Annotated in this window: 16 protein-coding genes; 3 read left to right on the top strand and 13 right to left on the bottom strand. The window is 58.3% G+C overall.

Going from position 1 to position 18,730, the window contains the following annotated elements; genetic code table 11:
* The first annotated feature begins 11 nt into the window (after positions 1 to 11).
* Positions 12 to 389, top strand: a complete 378-nt coding sequence (locus tag CLV45_RS02120; RefSeq protein ID WP_100334747.1) for a hypothetical protein — start codon at positions 12 to 14, stop codon at positions 387 to 389.
* 11 nt (positions 390 to 400) lie between these two features.
* On the opposite strand, the gene obgE is transcribed toward CLV45_RS02120, so the two are convergent.
* From obgE to CLV45_RS02095, 5 genes are all read right to left on the bottom strand, one after another.
* Positions 401 to 1,399, bottom strand: coding sequence for a GTPase ObgE (obgE, locus tag CLV45_RS02115; RefSeq protein WP_100334746.1), 999 nt, complete (start codon positions 1,397 to 1,399; stop codon positions 401 to 403).
* A gap of 230 nt (positions 1,400 to 1,629) precedes the next feature.
* Positions 1,630 to 2,256, bottom strand: coding sequence for an adenylate kinase (locus CLV45_RS02110; protein ID WP_100334745.1), 627 nt, complete (start codon positions 2,254 to 2,256; stop codon positions 1,630 to 1,632).
* A gap of 109 nt (positions 2,257 to 2,365) precedes the next feature.
* Entirely contained in the window at positions 2,366 to 2,905 is a 540-nt protein-coding gene (gene hpt, locus CLV45_RS02105; protein ID WP_100334744.1) for a hypoxanthine phosphoribosyltransferase, read from the bottom strand.
* Positions 2,906 to 3,019: 114 nt separating this feature from the next.
* Positions 3,020 to 5,260: a sodium-translocating pyrophosphatase gene (locus tag CLV45_RS02100; protein WP_100334743.1), complete on the bottom strand. Its 2,241-nt coding sequence runs from the start codon at positions 5,258 to 5,260 to the stop codon at positions 3,020 to 3,022.
* Between the two features lie 218 nt (positions 5,261 to 5,478).
* Complete coding sequence (locus tag CLV45_RS02095; protein ID WP_317045087.1) at positions 5,479 to 6,159, bottom strand: M20/M25/M40 family metallo-hydrolase; 681 nt, start codon at positions 6,157 to 6,159, stop codon at positions 5,479 to 5,481.
* A 344-nt stretch (positions 6,160 to 6,503) separates the two neighbouring features.
* On the opposite strand from CLV45_RS02095, the gene CLV45_RS02090 reads away from it, so the two are divergent.
* Positions 6,504 to 7,751, top strand: a complete 1,248-nt coding sequence (locus CLV45_RS02090; protein WP_100334741.1) for a tetratricopeptide repeat protein — start codon at positions 6,504 to 6,506, stop codon at positions 7,749 to 7,751.
* A gap of 21 nt (positions 7,752 to 7,772) precedes the next feature.
* Positions 7,773 to 9,134, top strand: a complete 1,362-nt coding sequence (locus CLV45_RS02085; RefSeq protein WP_157807237.1) for a hypothetical protein — start codon at positions 7,773 to 7,775, stop codon at positions 9,132 to 9,134.
* Here CLV45_RS02085 and CLV45_RS02080 read toward each other — a convergent pair.
* From CLV45_RS02080 to CLV45_RS02045, 8 genes are all read right to left on the bottom strand, one after another.
* Positions 9,056 to 10,120 (bottom strand): glycosyltransferase family 4 protein, encoded by a 1,065-nt coding sequence (locus CLV45_RS02080; RefSeq protein WP_100334739.1) that lies wholly within the window; start codon positions 10,118 to 10,120, stop codon positions 9,056 to 9,058. The genes CLV45_RS02085 and CLV45_RS02080 overlap by 79 nt on opposite strands.
* A 63-nt stretch (positions 10,121 to 10,183) precedes the next feature.
* On the bottom strand, positions 10,184 to 11,593 hold the full coding sequence (locus tag CLV45_RS02075; protein ID WP_157807236.1) for a glycosyltransferase family protein: 1,410 nt from the start codon (positions 11,591 to 11,593) through the stop codon (positions 10,184 to 10,186).
* A gap of 99 nt (positions 11,594 to 11,692) precedes the next feature.
* Positions 11,693 to 12,829 (bottom strand): dTDP-4-amino-4,6-dideoxygalactose transaminase, encoded by a 1,137-nt coding sequence (rffA, locus tag CLV45_RS02070; RefSeq protein ID WP_100334737.1) that lies wholly within the window; start codon positions 12,827 to 12,829, stop codon positions 11,693 to 11,695.
* 76 nt (positions 12,830 to 12,905) lie between these two features.
* Positions 12,906 to 13,643 (bottom strand): GNAT family N-acetyltransferase, encoded by a 738-nt coding sequence (locus tag CLV45_RS02065; protein WP_100334736.1) that lies wholly within the window; start codon positions 13,641 to 13,643, stop codon positions 12,906 to 12,908.
* 587 nt (positions 13,644 to 14,230) lie between these two features.
* Positions 14,231 to 15,013, bottom strand: a complete 783-nt coding sequence (locus CLV45_RS02060; RefSeq protein ID WP_100334735.1) for a 2OG-Fe(II) oxygenase — start codon at positions 15,011 to 15,013, stop codon at positions 14,231 to 14,233.
* A 173-nt stretch (positions 15,014 to 15,186) separates the two neighbouring features.
* The gene (locus CLV45_RS02055; protein WP_157807235.1) at positions 15,187 to 16,344 is read right to left on the bottom strand and encodes a glycosyltransferase family protein; all 1,158 of its coding nucleotides are present in this window, start codon (positions 16,342 to 16,344) and stop codon (positions 15,187 to 15,189) included.
* A 65-nt stretch (positions 16,345 to 16,409) separates the two neighbouring features.
* Positions 16,410 to 17,660: a glycosyltransferase gene (locus CLV45_RS02050; protein WP_100334733.1), complete on the bottom strand. Its 1,251-nt coding sequence runs from the start codon at positions 17,658 to 17,660 to the stop codon at positions 16,410 to 16,412.
* 18 nt (positions 17,661 to 17,678) lie between these two features.
* Complete coding sequence (locus CLV45_RS02045) at positions 17,679 to 18,698, bottom strand: glycosyltransferase family 2 protein (RefSeq protein WP_100334732.1); 1,020 nt, start codon at positions 18,696 to 18,698, stop codon at positions 17,679 to 17,681.
* Between the last annotated feature and the right edge of the window lie 32 nt (positions 18,699 to 18,730).

Raw genomic sequence — 18,730 nt, 5'->3', positions numbered from 1 at the left:
ACTTACCCATTATGACTTCCTCCGCCCAATCTACGGTCAGTCGTCCATTCACCCGATGGCTACTGGCGCCTGGACTGATCCTGGGCAGCTTCTTGCTGCTTATCAGTTTTTGGGAATGGGTGAGCATCGGGCTGATTAGAGCCCCAGCAACCATTGCCCAATACCCGTTTGGTTCTGAAGAAGCCATGAGCGACGGGGGCTGGTACTACCAAACCGCCGAGCTATACGCCCAGCAGATGCTCATCAATTGGATTTCCTGGCTGCCAACGGCCTGGCTTTTTGCCCGGGCGCTACGCCATTGTACCGGCAAACGAATGAGCTGGGCTTACGGCCTACTTATCCTGACTCTGCTAACCAGCGCTACGCTGAATCGGATGCACAATCCGTAAGCCCACAGTTTCTACTCCTTGGCGTGCAACGCTTGCCAAATCATGTCCTTGAGCTGCATGATGTTCTTGTTGGCCAGGCTGGAAATGAACACCGTCGGCAAATCGGTCGGCAGCGTCTCGCGGATTTCGGCCTCCAGCTCGTCGTCAATCAAATCGGCCTTAGTGATGGCCAGCAGGCGCTTTTTCTCCAGCAATTCGGGGTTGAATTGCTCCAGCTCGCTGAGCAGCACCTGATACTCGGCAGCAATGTCGTTGCTGTCGACCGAAATCATAAAGAGCAGAATCGAGTTGCGCTCAATGTGGCGCAGGAAGCGCGTGCCCAGGCCTTTGCCTTCGGCCGCGCCCTCGATGATGCCGGGAATATCGGCCATCACGAACGACTTATAGTCGCGGTAAGCCACTACGCCCAGGTTGGGCGTCAGGGTGGTGAAGGCGTAGTCGGCAATCTTGGGCCGGGCCGCCGATACCACCGACAGCAGGGTGCTTTTGCCGGCGTTGGGGAAACCCACCAGGCCCACGTCGGCCAGCAGCTTGAGCTCCAGAATCACCCACTCGTCGATGCCGGGCTCCCCGGGCTGGAAGTAGGTGGGCGCCTGGTTGGTGGCCGACTTGAAGTGGTCGTTGCCCAGGCCGCCGCGGCCGCCGGGCGTCAGGATCAGGCGCTGGCCGTGCTCGGTAATTTCGAGCTTCTTCTCCCCCGTCTCAGCGTCGCGGGCAATGGTACCGAGCGGCACTTGGATGATAATATCGTCGCCCTGGGCGCCGGTGCGCAGGTTTTCGCCGCCGCCTTCGCCGGGCTTAGCAATCAGGTGCTTCTGGTACTGCAGGTGGAGCAGGGTCCAGAGCTGGGAGTTGCCTTCCAGGATAATGTGGCCCCCGCGGCCGCCGTCACCGCCGTCCGGGCCGCCGTTGGGCAGGCCTTTGGCGCGGAAAAAGTGGCCCGAGCCGGCCCCGCCTTTTCCGGAGCGGCAATTGATTTTGACGTAGTCGATGAAGTTATTGGAAGCCACTTCGCTGGAATTAAGAAGTAAGAATCAGGAATCAAGAATTGGAGGCAATTCGAAACGCCATCTTCTTAGGTGAACTGTCTAAAAAAGAGCTGTCATCCTGCGCAAAGCGAAGGACCTTATCACGCCAAACAAGTCGGGGGTACGAGTCGTTCGGCAGTCATAAGGTCCTTCGCTTTGCGCAGGATGACAGAGGTATTCTGCCACTACCCACGGGGGTAGCAGCCGCAAAGTTACGCTTTTACTTCGTCAGCAGCAGCCTGGCTGTCGGCCACGGGCGTAGCGGGCAGGTGCTGATCCACGATTTCGCAGATCTGGCCGAAGATATTGTCGATGGCGCCGATGCCGTTGAGGCCGTGAAACTTGTTTTGCTGGGCGTAGTAGCTGGCTACCTGGGCGGTTTCGTTGTTGTAGACCGTCACGCGCTTACGGATTTTGGTTTCGTCCTGGTCGTCGGGGCGGCCGCTGGTTTTGCCGCGCTCCAGCAGGCGCTTCACCAGCTCCTCCTCGGCTACTTCCAGCGCAATCATGCAGCTCACGCCGGTGTCGTAGCGCCGGGTCAGCTCGTCGAGGCTCTGGGCCTGGGGTACGGTGCGGGGGAAGCCGTCGAAGATAAAGCCGGCGGCGGTGGTATTGTTGGCCAGCTGGCTTTCAATCATGCCGATAACCACTTCGTCGGGTACGAGCAGGCCTTCATCCATAAGCTGCTTGGCCCGCAGACCAAGCTCGGTGCCTTGCGCAATCTGGGAGCGGAGCAAATCACCGGTGGAGAGATGCACCAGGTTGTAACGGGCAATGAGCTTCTGGCTTTGCGTTCCTTTGCCGGCGCCGGGCGGGCCGAAGAGTACGATATTGAGCATAAAAGCGGGTATTTCGCGGGGAGAGGAAAAGCGGCTGGGTTGGGAAAGATAACAAATCGGAAACAAACCGTTCCTTACGGAATGCAACTTGTTTTGGGTGTGCCGGAGCTTATACGACCGAGTACACGTCGGGGAGGTTGCGGCCTAAGCCGTCGTAGTCAAGGCCGTAGCCAACGATAAAATCGTTGGGAATGCTCAGGCCGATGTAGCGCAGGTCGAGCTGGTGCTGCAGGCACTCGGGCTTGAGAAACAGCGTGGCCACTTCCACCGAGGCCGGATTCTTGGCCCGCAGCTGTTCGAGCAGCCCTTTCATGGTGTGGCCACTGTCCACAATGTCTTCCAGGATAATCAGGTCGCGGCCGGCCACTTCCTCCTGCAGGCCCATGATTTCGCGCACGGTGCCGGTGCTGCTGGTGCCCTGGTAAGACGAAACCCGAATGAAGGTTATTTCACAGGGCAGCTGAATTTCCTTGAGCAGGTCGGCGGCAAACATGAACGAACCGTTCAGCACGGCCACGAACAAGGGCTGCTTGCCAGCGTAGTCACGGTTGATGTGAGCGGCCAGCTCCCGAACGGCAGCAGTGATTTGACTGGCGGTCAGATACGGCGCAAACTGCTTGTCGTGCAGCGAGATAGTGGATAATGACATCCGGGTTGGCTTGGTCCTCAGGGCTAAACTACGGGTCAAAGGTAGTACAAAAAAGCTGCCCCTCCGGTGGGGAGGGGCAGCTTGGTGACTTCCGATTACCAGCCGTTTAATCCGCTAGCGGGTTTCGCGCAAGAGCACAAACAGGGCCTGGGCGGCCTGGGGGGCTATTTCGGCGTAGCGCACCTTGGGCTCCAAGTGCAAAGCCGGGCGCTCCTGGGGTCGGGGCGCCACGGCCCGGCCGGGGGCCGCAATGTGGGGCGCAATAACCAGCGAGACGATGGACATGAGCTTGATCAGGATGTTCATCGAAGGGCCCGAGGTATCCTTGAACGGGTCGCCGACGGTGTCGCCGGTGACGGAGGCCTTGTGGGCGTCAGAGCCCTTGTATTCCATCTTGCCGTTTACCAGCACGCCTTTTTCGAACGACTTTTTGGCGTTGTCCCAGGCCCCGCCGGCGTTGCTTTGGAACATGGCCATCAGCACCCCGGATACCGTGACGCCGGCCAGGGTGCCACCCAATACTTCGGGCCCGAAGGTGAAGCCGATGATGATGGGTACAATCAGGGCAATGGCGCCGGGCAGCATCATTTCCCGGATGGCGGCCTGGGTGGAAATAGCCACGCACTTCTCGTACTCGGGCCGGCCGGTGCCTTCCATGATGCCGGGAATTTCGCGGAATTGCCGCCGCACTTCCTGCACCATGGCCATGGCGGCGCGGCCCACGGCCGAAATAGCCAGGGCCGAGAAGATAAAGGGAATCATGGCGCCGATAAACAGACCGGCTAGCACCCGGGCGTTGCTGATGTCGATGCTGGAAATATTGGCCGTGCCCATGAAGGCGGCAAACAGGGCCAGCGAAGTAAGCGCGGCCGAGGCAATGGCGAAACCCTTCCCGGTGGCGGCAGTGGTGTTGCCCACGGCGTCCAGAATGTCGGTCCGCTCCCGCACTTCCTTGGGCAGCTCGCTCATTTCGGCAATGCCCCCGGCGTTATCGGCAATGGGGCCGAAGGCGTCGATGGCCAGCTGCATGGCGGTGGTGGCCATCATACCGGCGGCGGCAATGGCTACTCCGTAGAGGCCGGCAAACTCAAACGACAGCACGATGCCGGCCGCCAGCACGATGATGGGCAGCACCGTGGACTCCATGCCCACGGCCAAGCCACCGATAACGGTAGTGGCGTGCCCCGTGCTGCTTTGCTGCACAATGCTGTTGACTGGGCGCTTGCCCATGGCCGTGTAGTACTCGGTGATAATGCTCATCAGCGTGCCTACCACAAGGCCCACGACGACGGCCCAGAAAACGTCCATCGAAGTAAACGGCACCGAGCCGGCCCGGCCGATTACCAGTTCGCCGGCGGGCAACATCCAGCGGATGATAAAGAACGAGGCAATGCCCGACACGATAACCGAGGCGTAGTTGCCGAAGTTGAGGGCGCCCTGCACGTTGCCGCCTTCTTTGACGCGCACCAGCAGAATACCGACCAGAGAAGCCAGAATGCCCATGCCGGCAATGACCATCGGCAGCAGAATGGGCGAAAGGCCGTTGAACTGGTCGCCGGCGGCCACCACTTCGCGGCCCAGCACCATGGTGGCCAGAATGGTCGCTACGTAGGAGCCGAACAAGTCGGCGCCCATGCCGGCCACGTCGCCCACATTGTCGCCCACGTTGTCGGCAATGGTGGCGGGGTTGCGGGGGTCGTCCTCGGGAATACCGGCTTCGACTTTACCCACCAGGTCGGCCCCCACGTCGGCGGCTTTGGTGTAGATACCGCCGCCCACGCGGGCAAAGAGGGCAATGCTTTCGGCCCCGAGCGAGAAGCCCGTCAGCACTTCCAGGGCGGTTTCCATCTCAACCCCGTTGGCCCCTCCCCCCCGGCTGACGACAAACATATTGTAAAACACCACAAACAGGGAGCCCAGCCCGAGCACGGCCAGGCCGGCCACGCCCATGCCCATTACCGAGCCGCCCGAAAACGACACGTTCAGGGCCTGCGACAGGCTGGTGCGGGCGGCCTGGGCGGTGCGCACGTTGGCTTTGGTGGCAATTTTCATCCCGATAAAGCCGGCCAGGGCCGAGAAGAACGCGCCAATCAGAAAGGCAATAACAATGACGGGGCTCGACTTTTCGCCGGTAGTGCCCAGGTAGCCCAGAAAGGCGCAGGCAATGAGAGCGAAGAGGGCCAGCACCTTGTATTCGGCCCGCAGGAAGGCAATGGCCCCATCAGCAATGTAGCCGGCAATGGTGCGCATCCGCTCGTCCCCCGCATCCTGCTTGGTTACCCAGCCGGCCCGCAACCACGTGTAGAAAAGAGCCAGCACGCCCAGCACAGGCGCTACGTAAAGAATGTTCATCATAAAAGCGGTGGTGGGATTTTAGGGTTGTGGTTGGAAAAGAACAGGGGTTTGTGCTCGTAAAATAGAGTTTATTGCCTAATAGTCAACTTTTAACCCGTAAACTCCATACTTCTATATAGTTGAAATAGGGTTCATCGATTCCATAAGGGCTCGTACCAGAAGCAAAAAGGCCCCCGGAAACTTCCCGGAGGCCTTTTTGCGGTTTATACAGGACTCGCCTACAACTTCTGCATCAGTACCTGATAAAGTGCCAACATACTGGCAATGTCCTGCTTATCCACGATTTCATCGGGGGAGTGGACGTGGTCTTCGGGGGCGCCGATAAAGCACCAGTCCCAGGGCTGGGCGCCGTGCTGCAGCTCCTTGGCGTCGGAGCCGCCGCTGCCTTCCACTTCCAGCTGGTACGGAATGCCGGATTCGTGGGCAATACGCCGGATTTTATCGACGTAAGCGCGGCGCGGAATCAGGGAGTCGCGCAGGGAGATGACCACGCCTTGGCCGGGGTACACGCCTTCCGTTACCCAGGTAATATCCGAAATCAGGGCCTGCCGCACCCCGTAGTTTTCGTAGATGTACTTGGCCAGGTACGCCACTGAGCCCCCGCCGTGCTCTTCCCAGCAGCTAAAGGCAATAATGCCATGTTCCAGGGTTTCGGCCAAGCGCAGGGCATTCCAGACGCCCAGGCGGTTGTCGAGGTAGCACGACTGCACGGTGGTATCGGTTTCGCGAAAGTCGCAGTAGAAGGTTAGTTCGGTGCCCCGCTCGATGGGGCGGATGAACTCATAGCCCAACTCCCCGGTTCTAGCATCGACGGTGAGCGTGCAGTCAATAGCGCCCTGCGCATCTTGCCCGACCAACCGGTAGCCCGTTTCCGCCCGGGGGCCACCAATACGTACCAACTCTTGACCATACCGAACCGTAAAGCCAATACTGTCTATGTGCGCAAAAACTGCCGTTCGAGGCTGGCCAAATACCAGAATAATACAATCCTGAAAACCTTCCCCGGCTAGAACTTGCGGTTGTACGCGCCACGAAGTTTGGTGTTCAGCAATATAGTTTAAAAGGAAATCGGTCATTGGGGCCTCATTGCCAGCAGGGGCAGCCAAGCCGCATAAGGTTCGTAGCAGGTCCATAGCGGTGCGTTTATTCGGCCAAATCTAGGATAAAAGTCATACTTTAGCTTTCCCGTTGCGTGGCTTCCCGGCAGTATTAATTGCCCGCCCACCCGCCGCCATCCGCTCCCATGATCCAAAAACTCCGTTTTATCCTGTTGCTCATTATCCTGCCGCTGGTGGCGCAGGCCCAGCAGCCCGATACGACCCGTACTTCGGCTCCTATCCGCAAAATAGAGCTCGAAAACGTGGATATTGCCCCGGGAGCTGTTGACACAAAAGGCTGGCTGCTACTGGATAAAGACATCCAGACCGAGTTGGAAGGCGCAGTTCAGAACCTTTACAACTTCAAGTACGACAAGGCCGAAAAGCAATTCCGCTCCCTGCGCCGCCGCTACCCCCAGCATCCGATGCCGTACTTTTTGCTGGGTCTGAGCCAATGGTGGAAAATTGTACCGACCAACGTCCAAACCAAGCTCTACGACAAGTCGTTTTTTGCCTACATGGATACGGCCGTAACCTACGGGGAGCGGCTTTACGAAGCGGATAACAAAAACTACGAAGCCTGCTTTTTCCTCTCGGCCGCCTACGGTTTTGATGCCCGCCTGCACGCCGAGCGCAAAGACTGGCGCAAAGCTACCGTAAGCAGCAAGCGTGCCCTCGACTACCTCGAGAAAAGCAAGGAGGCCAACGGCCTGAGCCCGGAGTTTCTGTTCGGCCAGGCCCTGTTCAACTACTACGCCGTCTGGATTTCGGAAAACTACCCCTTGCTGCGGCCCGTGCTGCTCTTTTTCCCGAAGGGCAACCGGGCCCTGGGCTTGCAGCAGCTCAAGAATGTGGCCGACAACGGGTTTTACACCGGCCTGGAAGCCAAAACATTTTTGATGCGCATCCTCAACAATGAGGAAAACAACACGGCGGCTTCGATGCCGGTGGCGCGCTACCTGGCCAACAACTACCCCGACAACGCTTACTTCCAGCGCTTCTACGCCCTGCTCTGCTTCAACGAGGGCAACTTTCCGGAATGTGAGCGGGTGAGCCGCGAAATTCTGGATAAGCTCAACCAGGGCCTGCCCGGCTACGAAGGCATCAGTGGGCGCTACGCCACGTACTTTCTGGGTTGGCTGATGCAAAACAAGTATAAGGACCGGGCCAAGGCCAAGGACTACTACCAGCGCAGTATCGTGTTTGCGGAGAGCACCGGCGACACCAGCGGGGGATTTTATCTGTACGCCAACCAGAAGCTGGCCCAGATTGCTGACAAGGAGAAGGATACGGCAGCCGCCCTGCGCTATTACAACGTAGTAGCAGACAAAGCTGATCATAAGTCAGCCGAGTACAAGGAAGCCAAGGCTTACGTGAAGAAGAACAAGAAATAGCGGACACTCGCTGCGCGCCGGATGAAACTACAAGATTTGCTGCTGACCCCTATTTACCTGGCCATCTTCTACGGCATTGCCTATGGGGTGCGGGGGAAGGTCACCAACGTATTTACCCGGCGCTATTTCATTCCGGCTCTCTCGGTCAAGTTTTTGGGCGCTATTGCGCTGGGTCTGGTATACCAATTCTACTACGGCGGCGGCGACACGTTCAACTATACCAAGCACGTCGACATTATCTACGACGCCTTCGGGGAGTCGCCGGTGGCGGCCATCAAGCTCATCTTTTCCCACGGCGAGTTTGACCCCGTCACGGCCCCGTATACGGTGCACATGTACTGGTACAAGTCGAGCACCGAGTTTTTCGTAGTGCAGATTGCGGCCGTTTTGTCCCTGCTCTGCTTCAACACGTATTCCGTTATGGCTCTGATGTTTGCCGGCATCAGCTTCAGCGGAATGTGGGCCATGTACCTCACGTTTATCCGCGCTTATCCGCTGTTGTACAAGCGTTTCGCCATAGCCGTTTTTTTCCTGCCGTCGGTGTTCTTCTGGGGCTCGGGCGTGATGAAAGACTCCTTGTGCCTTGGCGCCCTGGGCTGGGTGTTCTACGGCTTTTACCACGCCACCGTACTCAAGCGTAACATCTTTTTCTCCATCGTGGTGGGCCTGATCGGGGCGTACGTCCTGATAACGGTGAAGGTCTATATCCTGCTCTCATTCATGCCCCCGGCCCTCATCTGGGTGTTTATCGAGAATAACCGCCGCATCAAAAGTGCGGCCCTGCGCATGGTGCTCAAGCCGTTTTTCCTGGTGCTGGGCGTGGGCGCCGGCTTTCTGGGCGCCACCAACCTTACTGCCCAGGACGACCGTTTTGCCGTGGACAAGATTGGCGAACGAACCAAAATCAACCAGGAATACCTCTACACCCTGACCAAAGACCAGGGCTCAGCTTACAACATCGGGGCCGTAGATGGCAGCTTGGGCAGCTTGGTGACGGTGGCGCCGCAGGCCGTGATTGTGAGCCTGTTCCGCCCCTTCCTATTCGAAGCCCGCAACCCGGTAATGCTGCTCTCGGCCATTGAGGCCACCATGTTCATTTACCTGACGGTAATGATGTTTTACCGAACGGGCATCATAAAGAGTTTCAAGCAGATAGCCAGCACCCCGATGGTTACCTTCTGCTTTCTGTTTGCCATCGTCTTCGCCATTGGGGTGGGTACCAACAGCGGCAACTTCGGCACGCTGGTGCGCTACAAGATTCCGTTGATGCCATTTTATCTGGCGGCGCTCTATATCATGCAGTTTCAGGCAAACAACGCCAAGAAGTTGTCCCGGTTTGCCAGCACCGAGAAGCGCGCCTCAATGGTGGCCCGGGCCGCCTGACCAAAGCGGGTGCGCAGCTCATGGTCGCGCAGGAGCTTCTCCAATCCGTTGTACCACTGCTCGGGCGTGGCGCAGATGTAGCCATCCACGCCATCGGTAACCACTTCGCTGTTCATACCTACCGGCGACACCAGCGCCGGTACGCCCAAGGCCATGTACTGCAGCGCTTTGAAGGCGCATTTGCCCTTGGCCCAGGGGTCATCTTCCAGCGGCATCAGACCCACATTGAACGTTAGCAGGTCGGCAATTTCAGTGTCTTTGCGCCACGGCCGGTAGCTTAAGGACCGCAGGGGCAGCGTCGGCTCCTGGTTGGAAATAACCCGAAACTCAAACGCGTAGTGTTGCTCCAACTGGGCCAGCACGGGCACCACCTGCTCCAGGTATTTCATGGTGGAGTGCGTGCCGGTCCAGCCAATGACGAGCTGCTCGGTGCGCTGGTCCTTTACCTCATTGTGCAGGTTGACCGTGTCAATGGTCGTGGGGTTGACAATGGCGTTGGGATTGAACTGCTGGGCGTAGTCGCGCAGGTAGCTGTTGCCGCAGCTTACTTTATAAGCCCAGCGGCAGATGCTGCCCACCTTGTGGTGCCACTTCACCCCGGCCACGATGCTGTTGGCGGCAGAAGTGTTGGGAATCCAGATGGCGTCGTCGAAGTCGTAGATGATGCGCTTACCGAGTACTTTGGCAATCAACCACTCGAAGATGGGAGGGCCGATGGGCGAGGCTTCCCGGTGAATAAAGACGAAATCGGCCTTTGGCACCGAGAACAGCAGCAGGAAACGGCGCAAGAAGCCGCCGACGATGCCTAGTGCTTTCGTGAGCGTATGCCCGGACTTGTAGAGAATAGCCCAGGTTGCTTCCGAAATAAAAGATTCCAGCTGGTAGGTGTGGCCTGCTTCCGTGAGAAAATGCAGGTATTGCTCAAACCGAAACCGTTGGGAAGGGGCCTTACCGGGAGGGTAAGGAACAAGAAATAAAATGTGCATACGCCAACACTAACGCAGGATATGGCCCCCACGTTTTATCAGGCAAAGGTACTAGATGCAATCCTAACGCCCCTCGCCTTCGGCCCCGACGGCAGCCGCCAAACCCAAGACTTTGGGTCGGGTAAGCCAGTCGAGCAGCCGTACCAGCGGGACGCCAGCCAGGCAGAGCATGGCCGCATCGGCCTGCAGAAGGTAGCGAATCTCCAGATGCCGGATACCGAAGCACAGAAATACGTACATAAAGCCGAAGAAAAATACGATGGGCCAGCTGCTGCGCCGGTGGCGCAGCAGCCAGGCGCCGGCCATGCTTAGCAGCAGCAGCAGGCTGCGGTACCCAAACAACCCGAAGCTGAGGGCTCCGCCGGCCACATTGGCCTGGCGCAGCTGGCTTTTGAAAAAGGCCCGCTGCAGGTCGGCGAAGGGGACTTGGGTCCAGTACCGCCAGGGAAAGCGCCGCTGGTACGAATCATTTAGTGCCGTGAAGCCCGCTGCTATTTCGGCATTGCAGTCCTGCCTCGTTTTGGGAAACATCTGGGCGTAGCGCCACGCATAAAAACCGGTGCCGCACTGCCGCACCTGCTTCAGCAAGAGCTGAAATTGCCGGACTTCGGTGGGGTTGGCCAGCACGTCGGCCGGCAGGGCCGGCAAGGGCCGCAACCCGGCTATACCGTCCAGATACGGGTCGGCTTCGGCAGTCCAGCCATAAATCCACTGCCGGGCGCTGGACACGTCATCGGCGTACCGGTCGTAGCCCGCCGAACGGGTTTTGAGCAGCACGAGCTGATGCTGGCCAAAGTAGTTGCGCACGGGCCACCCGATATACACCAGCATAAACCCCACCCCGACTACGGCGCTCAGCCGAAGGAAGCGCCAGTTTATTCCGCTGCTCAGGTACACCCAAAAAACTGCCGCCAGCAGCAGAACTGCCAGGTATTCCCGAATCATTAAAGCCACGCCGATAAGGAGCCCCGCCCCCAGGGCCGTAGCTGGCGCGACGGGCCGCGTGGCCAACCACCAGAAGATGACGATGGTTATGAACGTACCCAAGGCCTCCGAACCGGACATGGTCAGCCACACGATAATAAACGGGTAACCGGCGTAGAGCAAGGCCGAAACCCAGGCCATACGCACATCCCGCGTGAGGGCCCTGGCCGTAGCGTACACCAGGTAAATGGCGGCCGTGTCGAGCAAAACCTGGGTGTAGGCGGCCGCCTTGTACGCGTATTGGTCGCCAAACAGCAGCCAGTGCGCCCCCCAGAAAAACGGGTAGCCCGGCAAACGGCCAAACGCAGCATCCGGGTTCTTCGGGTTGAAGGTATAGGTGCCCTGCGTTACAAGATTGTAAAAGCTCTGAGTAAAAGAATAAGAGTCGTTGTTAAAGAAGGGACTCCTGCCGTGGTAGTAGATATCAGCCCCAACCCAGAGAAACAGCAGCCGCACCGCCAGCCCGCCCAGCAATAGTAGCGGTAGCACATAATTGGCAAAACGAAAGTCGGGGCTGGCTACGCCCGGGAGTTGAGCAGGTTTAATCACTGAAAATGAGTGGTAAATGTACTGGCCTTCCCTTCCGACTTAAAGCTGGTAAAAATCGAGAATAAGGTGGTTGATAAAGTTCTGGTTGGCATCCGTAAGCTCGTAGAAAAACGGCAGTCGAACCAGACAGTCACTGTAGTGGTCGGTGTGGGGCAGGCGGCGGCCGTCGTGCTTGTCGGCGTAGAACGGGCTGGTATGCAGCGACAGGTAGTGGAAGACGGGGTGTACATTCTCGGCCTTCAGCCGCTCGATAAGGGCCGTCCGCTCGGCTAGGCTGCGGCACACTAAGTGAAACATGTGGCCGTTGTTGGTGGCGTACTCGGGTATCACGGGCAGGCGCACACCCAGGGTTTGCAACGGGTTCAACGCCTCGTAATACTGCCTCCAAATTTGCTTGCGGCGGGCCTGAATGTCGGCCAGGTTTTCGAGCTGCGCCCAAAGAAAAGCCGCAATTATGTCGGAGGGCAAAAAAGAGGAGCCGTAATCAACCCAGCTGTACTTGTCGACCTCCCCGCGGAAGAAGGCCGAGCGGTTAGTGCCTTTTTCGCGCAGGATTTCGGCCCGGACGGCAAACTGCGGGTCATTAATAACCAGCATACCGCCCTCCCCCGAAATGATGTTCTTGGTTTCGTGAAAGGAAAATGCCGCCAGATGACCGATGGAGCCCAGCTTACGCCCCTTATAGTAACTATCAATGGCCTGGGCCGCATCTTCGACCACAAATAGATTGTAGCGCCGGGCTAGCTCCATAATCGGGTCCATGTCGCAGGCAATTCCGGCGTAATGGACTGGCACAATGACCTTGGTACGCGGCGTGACCAAGGCCTCCAGCTGGCTTGCATCCACGTTGGGGCTCAGCGCCGAGCTGTCGGCAAAGACAATGGTAGCCCCGCGGAGCACAAAGGCATTCGAGGTGGAGACAAAGGTGTAGGCCGGCACGATTACCTCGTCCCCGGGCTGAATATTAAGCAGCAGCGCGGCCATTTCCAGGGCATCGGTGCAGGAAGTAGTCAGCAGTACTTTTTGGAAACCCAGTTCTTGCTCAAAAAAATCGTGGCAGCGCTTCGTGAATATCCCGTCACCGGATATCTTACCCGAACGTACTGCTTCCTCAATATAGCGAATTTCGTTGCCGGACAGGTAAGGTTTGTTGAACGGAATATAAGTTGAGCTCATCAGTGGGCACTAGGTAACTTGAATACAGAGTACAACAAAATAAGTCCAGCTTGCTGAATAAATCACTATTGTATATTTATTTTATCCATATGTGGTAAATATATTGCAACAAGACGGGCTCAAAGCCGCACCGCTCGTAAAAGCGGCAAGCCTGGACGTTATCCTGCTGGGTAACCACTTGTAGTTCAGAAAAGCCCCATTGCAGGGTGCATCGTTGGGCCGCCTCAATTAAAGTGGCCCCCACAGCCCGCCGCCGAAACTTTTCGTCGACAGCCAGCAAATCAATATTGACGTGGGAGGGATAGGTACGCAACGTCAGCAGGCCCACCTCCTGGGCCTCGGGCGTGGGCCGGTACACGAGTACTTCCCGCGCCAAGGTGCCAGCCAGTGAGTTTTCAATCCAGTGAGTATATAACCGTTCGTACACGCCGGGAGCAAATCCCGGGTCTGTTCGGAAGCGGGAATAATAACCGCTCTGCAGGGCCAGGGAGCGAAGCTGAGGCGTCAGCGTCCGAATGGGCTCAACGTTGCTGACCAGCGGCGGCGCCGTAGCGGGCATCGGCATCGAATACGTAATCTTACGGTCGGCCAGCCGGGCTCCCAAGGTTCGGGCCGTAACAACCGCCTCCGCATCGGCCGGGTCGACAAACCAGTACAGCAGCTGAATCTGCTGGCGCCGGGCCTCATCGAGCAGCGACGCTACGCAGCTACGGGCCGACGACGAGGGCTGAAGCTGGGCTACGGAAAAGCCTAGCAAGTCGGTATCCCAGGGAAGCACTTCCAGGGCAATATTCCTTTCTACGGCAGTTTTCATAGGTGTAGTTCTTTTTTGCTCTGCTCAACCCACTGCCCCGTAGATTGGCGGAGCCTTGACGCCTCCGGCTGTTTTGCTCAGATAATGCTTTTCAAGATTCAAAATACCTCGGATTGGTCTGACCCGGAGCCTACTGAAATTGAGCGGGCGTGGCCAACAACCGCTCGGGCACTTGGTAACGCTTGCCTTCCCGGATAAAGTATCCTGTAAGAAGAGATACCAGAAATCAGCCGGACGTCACTCCTGGTGGAGCAGCTAAAATATTGCCTCCAACTAGGCTAACCCCAAACCGGTAAGGTGAGTTATGAGAAGAACCCATCCGGCTACTTTTGACACGAAATAACCCGTACCAACTGCGCCCGGGGACTAAGGCCACGGGTTGTGTTTTGCCCCCGGACGGTCAGCAGGCCGAGTATACGGCAAAAGAACGGGCGACAGATTTTTCTCCATCAGCTATTCTGTTGTTCGAGTTAATTTTGAGGGCAATAAACGCAAAAACACCCGCCCAGCCGAAGCTAAGCGGGTGTGTATCTTTTCGGCCGGGCGCCGGCTCAGACTGGTGCAAAGCACCAATAGCGACACTTACGCTACTTTTTTATGCGCTCCACGGCGGCTTTGAGCCCCGACTTCAGGTTTTTGAACAAGCCGCCGGTGCCCTCCGTGTTTACGTAGACGGTGTTGTGCTCCCCGGCAATTTCGTTGGCCGGACGGGTTTTGGTGTAGTAGTACACCGCCAATGATTTGCGGGTAATACCACCGGGAGCCGCCAGGGGCTTGGGGTGGCCGTGGAAGGAAACCTCGTTGGTTTCGAAAATAACGCAACGGTTGAATACGGGCGCCACGTTCTCCAACTGCTTTTTGTTCTTCATGTCCCACAGCTCCAGGTGGCCGTTGTACTCGTCCTTCCAGTCCTTGTTCATGTACACAATGGCATTCATGCGCCGGTGGTACTTGGTGGTCTGGTGGTAGTTGAAGTCAACGTGGACGTCCAGGAAGGCGCCCGTTACGGACTGGTGCAACCCGCCGCCGAAGAGCTCATCGTCGCCCAGCAGCTCGGGAATACCGGTAATGTCCTCGACCATGTGCAGGAATTTCTCCCCGTTGAACTCGTCGAACACCTGCTGCAGCAGGGGATATTCGGCGCCAAACTTGGTGAGGGCAAACTTATTTTTCTGGTTGATGTAGGTGGTGCCATCCCAGTTGCCGGTCGTTACGTCCGGGTATGCTTCCAGAATCCGCTCCGCCGCTTCGGGCCGAAAAAAACCGTCGTACACGAGGTAGTGAAACGGTTTCTGGGGGTCGTTCCATTGCTGCTTCAGCTCGTTGGCATGGGCTTGCAACTTCTCGAAATCGATTAGTTCCTGGCTCATCAGAGGAAGAATTTGGTATGTTATTTTTCAGAAATTGCAGGGGTATCAGGACAGTAAACCCGCCGAAAGCCGAGGCCCAAAGTACGATAACACCCCAATACGTAGGACGCAACACTGCCCCCAAAAGTTGGTAGAAAAGCCGGGCCACCGCTTAGCCGCGGGCCCAGCTGATTTTACAGTTGCGCAAAGATATGATCTGCCGTAGTTAGATACTGGCTCAGGCCCCGGTAAGCAATACCAGCTGCCCGGCACTTGGCGCGCAAGGCCGTTTTTTCGGCGTTCAGCAACTGCTCCACGCGGGGGTATACCCGCAGGGCCTCCGCTTCGCTGAAGTCGTTGACGACCACGCCCACATCGTACTTTTCGGCCACCAGGTCGTCTTCCGACACGCCGGCGCACACCAGGTACGGCAACCCGCAGCACAGGTACTCCCCTACTTTAATTGGCGAGCGGAATTTCTGCGACGGCAGGGAAGGCACGGCCACGAGGCCAAAGTCGGCGGCGGAAATGTACTCTTGCACCTGCTCATACGGGCTGCGGGTGATGGTATAGCTCGTTTCGGGCAAGCCTTCCGCCTGCATCAGTCCGGCAATGTGGGCGGGCAAGTCGGGCGAAACGATGAGAAAGTGCAGCTCGGGATTCTGCTGGTGAAATACGCGGAACAGTACCGCAATTTCCCGGTCGTAGTAAATGCCGCCAAACTTGCCCAGGTACAAAATCACCTGCTTGTCGGCGGCAATATTGTAGTTGGCCCGCACCCGCGCCCGGCCGTCGGGGCGGAAGAATATTTTGGTTTCGTCGACGCAGCTGGGCAGCTTATACACTTCGGCTTTGGTGCCCCACTCCTTCATGCGGTTCATCATGTGCACCGTGCCCGTAGACAGAATGTCGGCCTGCATGCCCGATACCCGCTCCAGGTAGTGCAGCCCACGGTAGGCTATGCTGGTTTCGGGCCACACGTGGCAGTCGCGCATAAACTCGCTGTGGGGCTCGTACTGGAAACCGTAGTACCGCAACCCCAGCAGCTTGGCCATCACGAAAGCAAAGGCCCCGGCAACGGTACCCAGGGCCGCGATACTCCGGGCCCCGGGGCTGATGCGCAGCTTGAGCACCAGCAAAAACCCGCTGAGCAAGTCAAACGCTTTCTTGAGCAGCTTGAAACGGCCCGAGTGCCACTTCAACGGGTGCCACTCGATGTTGTCGGCGGCCAGATAGGCGCGCATCTGAGCGGCTTGTTCCTCGGTCAGGGCATATTCTTCCTGCTCGTAGGTAATTAGGTGCAGCCGAATATCGGGCTGCTGCCGGCCCGCGTGCTGCATAAAGGGCAGCATGGCAGCCTTAAACAGGGGATCATTACAGCTATTATAAACGTAGGCTATGACGTGGCGAAGCTTCATTACTGGGGTGATTCGTTAAGTAAGGATTCCCATTGCTGCATGATTTTAGTGGGAGCAAAATCCTGGACTCGGGCGTACGCTTGCGCGGCATAGTACGTGCGTTGCGCGGAATCGGCCAACATAGTAGTCAAGGTTTGGGCCCACACGAGCGCCACGGTGGGCAGCGTGCTTTCAGCCAGCAAGGGCAGCAGCACGCCAAACTCAGCCCATTCGGGGGCGGCAGCGTACTGCGTGGCCGGCGTTTGGGGGGCCAGGATTTCGCGGGGGCCGGTGGGGCAGTCGGTGGAAGCCACGGGCACGCCGCAGGCCATGGCCTCGCACAGGGCCATGGGGAAGCCTTCGGTGGCCGAGCACAGCAGTGACACGCTGGCCCGGGCAATGTACTGGAAGGGGTTGGCCTGGAAGCCGAAAAAATACAAGTCGTAGTCTTCCGTCAGGGGCTGCTCGTCCCAGATCTGCCAGCTGCGCAAGCCCAGCTCCTGGCAGCGCCCAATGACGTCGGCGCGGAGCGGACCATCGCCGAGCAAGGCCAGCTTGGGCGCACTCTGGCCCTGGGTGCGCAGGGCATGCAGCACGTCAATCAGGGCCTTCTGGTTTTTTTCGCGGGCCAGGCGGCCGGCCGTAATCAGGATGGGGTGGTTGGCAAACAGCGCCGCGGTGGCCACCGGCAAGGGTTCCTGGCTGCGGCGGCGGATGCCTTCCACGTCGAAGAAGTTGTTGATAGTAACCACCTTCTGGGGCGGCAGGGCAAACATATCAATCAGCTCCTGACGCAAGTCCCGGCTCACGGGCACGATACAGTCGGCGGAGCGGTAGAGCAAGGGCATCAGCACGCGGCGGCGCAGCCAGCCCAGGGCCCCGCGAATGTTAGGGTCGTGGCGCTTGGAGTTGTGGATGCACAAGAGCACCTGCTCGGGGCCTTTGCTGAGCAGATTCAGGTAGTCGGCGCCTTCCAAATGGCTGATGCAGACGTCGATGTTGTGTTCCCGCTTCAGGGCTTTCACCCGCTGCACCCGCTTGATAAACGTGCTCAGCTTACCCACAATGCCCGCACCAGCGGGCACGTCGAGGGCCACCAGCTGGTTTTGGGTCGGGAAAGCCACTTCCGTGCGGCTGTCGAACACGCACTCGATTACCCGATGCTGCCGGGCCAGCTCCTGGCCGTGGTCGTGAAAAACCCGCTCGGCCCCGCCGTAGGTGAGCTGGGGAATAAGCAACAGGATATTTTTGCGCGCTGACGAAGAACTCATGCCGGGGAAAAGACGAAACTAGCGGCGCTTGAGGTGGCGCAGCACGAAATTTTTGACCGCAAATTTAGCGAATAAGCGGGGCGTCGGCTTGTAGTGCCGGGCCAGGGGCTGGCGGTAGTACTCGCGCCAGGAGTTGTGGCTCCGGTCGGGATTCAGGTAGCAGGTCAGAAACCACCGCTCGGCCACGGCCCGCAGCATGGCCGCCGAGTCGGCAAAGCGGCTGTGCTCGTTGCTGGTATAAATTTTCCAGAGCCAGTCGTGCACTTCGGCCAGGGTGATGTCGCCGAGCTGAAACGGGTGGTGGGAAATGGTGTTGTGCAGGTGCAGCTCCCGGGCGGAGTAGGGCACGCCAAACGTACTGAGCAGCCGCTCCCGAATCTGGTTGGCAACCTTCAGGCGCTCCTCGTACACGGCGGGCCGCACGTTGTGGGCCAGCACGCGGTACTGCACCAGGGCTTCGGGCAGGTTGGCAATGGTGAGCTGGGGCAAATAGCGGCCAAAGAAGTCGTAATCCTCCGTTTGGCGCAGCTGGTCGTCGTAGCGCAACCCTTTTTCGGTCCACAGGCTCGTGCGCAGCATCACCGAGGGGTTGCCAATGGTCATGTTGAAGACCATCATGGCCCGGGTATCGGCGGGCTGGGTCGGGTACTCAAACAGCATCTGGCCCGCCCCGAAGCACTGCACCCAGCTGCCCACGATGTCGACTTCGGGGTGAGCATCCAGGAAAGCCACCTGCCGGGCCAGCCGTTCGGGGTGGCACAGGTCGTCGCCGTCCATCTTGGCCACCAGCTCGCCCCGCACCAGGGTCATACCGTAGTTGTCGGTGCCGGCCCGGCCCAGGTTTACTTTGTTGGTAACCAAGCGGATACGCGGGTCGTTGAGCTCAGCAATCCGCTCGGCCGTGCGGTCCGTCGACCGGTCGTTGACCACCACGATTTCAAAATCCTGGTAGGTCTGGCGAAGCAGACTGCGCAGGGTTTCCTGGATGTAGGCTTCAACATTATACACCGGCACCAGGACCGAAACGCGGGGCGACATAGGCTCGATAAAACAGGTGAAAAACGGCGGGC

Source organism: Hymenobacter chitinivorans DSM 11115, from assembly GCF_002797555.1.
Classification (GTDB): Bacteria; Bacteroidota; Bacteroidia; order Cytophagales; family Hymenobacteraceae; genus Hymenobacter; species Hymenobacter chitinivorans.
The sequence above is the reverse complement of the archived record's forward strand: the minus strand, read 5'-3'. Positions and strand labels throughout refer to the sequence as shown.

What these genes read in the sequence shown, in the direction of transcription:
- CLV45_RS02085 (WP_157807237.1), top strand. Translation starts at nt 7,773, where the DNA reads ATGAAACTACAAGATTTGCTGCTGACCCCTATTTACCTGGCCATCTTC.
- CLV45_RS02045 (WP_100334732.1), bottom strand. Translation starts at nt 18,698, where the DNA reads ATGTCGCCCCGCGTTTCGGTCCTGGTGCCGGTGTATAATGTTGAAGCC.
- CLV45_RS02055 (WP_157807235.1), bottom strand. Translation starts at nt 16,344, where the DNA reads ATGCTGCCCTTTATGCAGCACGCGGGCCGGCAGCAGCCCGATATTCGG.
- CLV45_RS02120 (WP_100334747.1), top strand. Translation starts at nt 12, where the DNA reads ATGACTTCCTCCGCCCAATCTACGGTCAGTCGTCCATTCACCCGATGG.
- CLV45_RS02100 (WP_100334743.1), bottom strand. Translation starts at nt 5,260, where the DNA reads ATGATGAACATTCTTTACGTAGCGCCTGTGCTGGGCGTGCTGGCTCTT.
- CLV45_RS02050 (WP_100334733.1), bottom strand. Translation starts at nt 17,660, where the DNA reads ATGAGTTCTTCGTCAGCGCGCAAAAATATCCTGTTGCTTATTCCCCAG.
- rffA (WP_100334737.1), bottom strand. Translation starts at nt 12,829, where the DNA reads ATGAGCTCAACTTATATTCCGTTCAACAAACCTTACCTGTCCGGCAAC.
- hpt (WP_100334744.1), bottom strand. Translation starts at nt 2,905, where the DNA reads ATGTCATTATCCACTATCTCGCTGCACGACAAGCAGTTTGCGCCGTAT.
- CLV45_RS02080 (WP_100334739.1), bottom strand. Translation starts at nt 10,120, where the DNA reads ATGCACATTTTATTTCTTGTTCCTTACCCTCCCGGTAAGGCCCCTTCC.
- CLV45_RS02090 (WP_100334741.1), top strand. Translation starts at nt 6,504, where the DNA reads ATGATCCAAAAACTCCGTTTTATCCTGTTGCTCATTATCCTGCCGCTG.
- CLV45_RS02065 (WP_100334736.1), bottom strand. Translation starts at nt 13,643, where the DNA reads ATGAAAACTGCCGTAGAAAGGAATATTGCCCTGGAAGTGCTTCCCTGG.
- CLV45_RS02110 (WP_100334745.1), bottom strand. Translation starts at nt 2,256, where the DNA reads ATGCTCAATATCGTACTCTTCGGCCCGCCCGGCGCCGGCAAAGGAACG.
- CLV45_RS02060 (WP_100334735.1), bottom strand. Translation starts at nt 15,013, where the DNA reads ATGAGCCAGGAACTAATCGATTTCGAGAAGTTGCAAGCCCATGCCAAC.